Origin of the sequence: Anoxybacillus thermarum (genome assembly GCF_000836725.1) — a bacterium.
GTDB lineage: Bacteria > Bacillota > Bacilli > Bacillales > Anoxybacillaceae > Anoxybacillus > Anoxybacillus thermarum.
Genome location: NZ_JXTH01000103.1, coordinates 1 through 4,064 on the forward strand (window position 1 = coordinate 1; position 4,064 = coordinate 4,064).

Sequence of the window (4,064 nt, forward strand, 5' to 3'; positions counted from 1 at the left end):
TCCTCCAAAAGGGCCGCCAACAAGACAGCGAACACCTTTTGAAGAGTTCTGACTAATTGTTCCTCCAGCTCTTTTAATAAAGGCCATTCTGTGGTAAAATGTTTCATGGACTCTCTCCCTCCTGTTTTATTGATGTTGGTCATCACCATCATAGCAGGGAGAGAGTCCTTTTTGCATGACATTTGCTTTTTTCTACCGCGCTTCGCTTGGTGGCCCCGACGAGCGTCGCGAACAAAAGTTCGCAACCCTCGTCGGGGAATCATTCCTGAATGTCACCCACAAATATTTTACTCACACTAGCTATTGGGATCGGCATAGAAGCCATTTATGAAGGTTATAAGGTCACGTTTATCCCAATGGGGGAATTAATTCATGCGCTAAAAACAGAAGAAATCACTCGTAAATCGCAAATTCGGCTGAAACGTTTGCGCGAATCGAATCTGGTCATTATTGATGACTTAATGTTTATGGCCATGGATCAACGGGAAGCGAATCTTTTCTTTCACTTAATTAATGACTTATACAATCAATCTTCTATCATCTTAACGTCTAACAAAGGTCCATCAGAATGGGGAGAATTACTCGGTGACCCTGCGATTACTACAGCCATTTTGGACAGAATTATTCACCGATCAGAAGTCATTCACTTAAGTGGAGATAGCTATCGAATGAAAAATAGAATTTCCATTTTTGGTGATCAAACTGTTCAAAATTAATTAGCGAAAAGTGTTCAATTTTACTTGACGGTTACACAAGGTGAACGAGATGCTTCCAAACCGGTTTGGAGATATGCAAGGCCAACCCCAACATCATGAAAAACTTGTGGATTCCTTGATGATACGCTAATCTATTCATAAAACATGAACCTCCTTGTGGGTAGTTGGTGGCACATCTATTCTAACCAAGGAGTCTGGTTCATGTCTCCTTTTTTGTTTGATTGTAAATTTATGTTAGCTAATTTACTCATCTACAGTCAATATGTTATTTTAGGCGATTTTTCGATTTCTACTGCTGGATGGCGAATCTGCTGGCCCCCCTAATTACATCTATATAGTATCATCAGCTAGAATTCCAAAAACAGTAAATATATGAATCCAATTACAATACCTAATCCCAACAAAAATAAAAATATCCTTCTAATTATAGGAGGGAAAAGTTTATAAATCATCATAAGAAAAAAGTCAGAAACATCTGTTGGTGTTCCAGAGGAAGACTCTTTAATTTTTACATTAGATCCAAAAATAGATAGCCATATTAAAGACAACCCTATTAAAATAAAAATGATTGACATCAAGGTTAATTCCATTTTTTACACCATCCTTATGGCTAATTTATTTAAATCTAAAAATTTCAATCAAGGGGCATTTCAACCATTTTTAACTTAATCATAATATGGCACATTAAATTATTAGTTCATTAAATCAAATTCCACTTTGCGAACTAAGTGTGTTTCCTAAAAATTAAATATTCCGTTTTCTGAATTCAATTTACCTTCAAAGCACTTCTTTTTCTCAATCAAGAGATAGATCTACAAAAGTTCATGTGCTGGATGAGAAACTGACTATACCCGAACGCTTCTTTGTTACTCACACTTTACAAAATCACATTATAGTGTGTATAAAACATTCCTTCCCAAAATCATGGCAATATAAATTTAAAGATTATTATTTCCCTTGTACGTCAGCCAATCACTTTAATTTGGAATTTAACCTCCAAATTAGATGTATCCGTTTTACATGGAGTAGCGGACATGTTTGGTTCAATGCCTAGCAAAACAAGGATTAGTGCTCGCACCTTTCCCTAGAACACATGTCCGCAGTGGCTCCATATTAAGCAACCGAATGTTTTTTTCTGTAAACAGAAGGGAGGAAATTTGCATAATTCCGCAGATTTTTGCTGGATGAACGTGCAAAAATCCGTTTGGATTTGCAAAAAAATGACCATTCTATTCCGAATTAACTTGATAATTTACAATAATACCCGAATTTAATACCTAAATATTAGATTTGGAACTACCAAGCTCGTATAGAATATAGATTTTTTTGTCCAGTTATATCCTTTGGTTATTTTTTTAAATGCAGATTTTGAAAGCTTTTTTGCTAAATAGTTAACAACTTTTTCTGCTGCCTTAGTTAATATGATATTAGAAAGAACCGGGAATAGATACCAAGTCAAAACTTGTTTTATTACATAACTGGCGGCTAAACCTGCACCAAAGCCTATACCTGTACTTATTAAAAATCCAGGAGTTAAATTAATTGTTACAGATATTTCTTGCCAACCTATATTTACCTTAATATAACTATTGAACCCTAAATCAAGTCGCTTTGAGTAGTGACCATTTGGATCAATAGAATTAACAGGGTTATTTTTCGTATACACATACTGATTCAAGCTTTGCGGCTCATTCTCAACCCCATGGAACGTATCTCTTGTCAAGAACCGCCCCATATTCGCCTCATAATACCGCGCCATTAGGTAGTATAGCCCGGTTTCCTCATCGTAATAATAGCCGGCATAACGGTATGGGTTCGCTGTTGCCAGCGCACCGGTTTTGGACAGAATGTTACCCCATGCGTCATACTCGTATTGGGCGACGACATTTCCGCTTGCATCCGTCAATGCAACGACATCTCCATGACCGTTCAAATGATAGTAGTAAGTGGCTCCGGCTTTCGTCATCGTGACCGGGCGGCCCAATGCGTCCCACGTATATTCCGCTGTGATGTTGTTGTTGGCGTCTGTTTCATACAACAGACGAATCGAGTCGCCATCGTAGTGATAGTAAGTCGTACCGCTTGATGTTGTTTTGCTGATGCGTCTTCCTTGATGGTCATACGTATAGGTTGCGATCGTAGTGCCCGATGCGTTTTTTACTTGAATGAGACGGTTTTCGTCATCATACACAAACGTTTTGTTGCCGTTGTTCGTTAAATTCCCGTTCACATCATATGTGTATGCCTGTCCGTTAACGGCTGTTAGTTGGTCGGCGGCGTCATACGTGTACGTAGTCGTTGTAGTTGTTCCATTGTTGACGATTTTCTTCGTCCGGTTGCCAACCGCGTCGTATTCGTACGTAATCGCTGTTCCATCCGCTAGTGTTTCCTTTGTCAGCTGATTCAATGCATCATACTCATACGTAATCGTTCCATCTTTTGTTTCTACAGCTGTAATATTGCCATTCGCATCGTAACTGTAGAGGAAGTAGTTTAAAACATTTCCGTTGGCATCGAAATTTTTCAATGATTTTAGCTGATTGGCATCGTTATATTCATAAGCGGTATAAGTTCCATTGGCATGGATGATGGCCGAAATATTTCCGCGCTCATCGTACGTAAATCTCGCTAAATTCGCGCTGTTTCTTGACAAGACGACTAACTGGTCCAATGGATTATAGCTGTATCCAATCGTATCAGTCGTTGTACCAGCCGTAATGGATGTCGATGTAACATTTCCATTATCGTCATAACCGTAGGCAATGGCGTTCGATGATCCTTTGCTGATGCGAGTCAGACGGTTGTTTTTATCGTATGTGTACGTGGTTGCATTTCCATTGGCATCCGTCACCGATGTCACGTTGCCATTGGCATCGTAATTGAACGTCCATTTTGTTGTCCCGTTGTAAGCAACGGCAATGAGTCGGTTCAGCGCGTTGTAGCTATAGGATACGCGATCCCCGTTTGCATACGTAACCCCTGTAAGATTCCCGTTTTTATCATAAGCAAACGATGTCGTTTGATTTAACGGGTTCTTGAAACTAGAGATTGTGTGAGTAAAATATTTGTGGGTGACATTCAGGAATGATTCCCCGACGAGGGTTACGAACTTTTGTTCGCGACGCTCGTCGGGGCCACCAAGCGAAGCGCGGTAGAAAAAAGCAAATGTCATGCAAAAAGGACTCTCTCCCTGCTATGATGGTGATGACCAACATCAATAAAACAGGAGGGAGAGAGTCCATGAAACATTTTACCACAGAATGGCCTTTATTAAAAGAGCTGGAGGAACAATTAGTCAGAACTCTTCAAAAGGTGTTCGCTGTCTTGTTGGCGGCCCTTTTGGAGGAG

General features: G+C 39.5%; 2 protein-coding genes and 1 pseudogene. 2 read left to right on the forward strand and 1 reads right to left on the reverse strand.

Features of this window, described 5'->3' with window-relative positions; translation table 11 throughout:
- Nucleotides 1–296: 296 nt before the first annotated feature.
- Nucleotides 297–716 (forward strand): annotated as a pseudogene (locus LH47_RS14280) (ATP-binding protein); the annotation flags it as partial.
- 1,270 nt (nucleotides 717–1,986) lie between these two features.
- On the opposite strand, the gene LH47_RS14290 reads toward LH47_RS14280, so the two are convergent.
- Nucleotides 1,987–3,888, reverse strand: coding sequence for an RHS repeat domain-containing protein (locus LH47_RS14290; RefSeq protein WP_052585062.1), 1,902 nt, complete (start codon nucleotides 3,886–3,888; stop codon nucleotides 1,987–1,989).
- Between the two features lie 68 nt (nucleotides 3,889–3,956).
- On the opposite strand from LH47_RS14290, the gene LH47_RS17270 reads away from it, so the two are divergent.
- A partial coding sequence (locus LH47_RS17270) for a UPF0236 family transposase-like protein (RefSeq protein WP_407637157.1) occupies nucleotides 3,957–4,064 on the forward strand: 108 nt, incomplete at its 3' end.

Bases quoted from the DNA above. Each gene is read 5' to 3' on its own strand.
- LH47_RS14290 (WP_052585062.1), bottom strand. From the start codon at position 3,888: ATGACATTTGCTTTTTTCTACCGCGCTTCGCTTGGTGGCCCCGACGAG.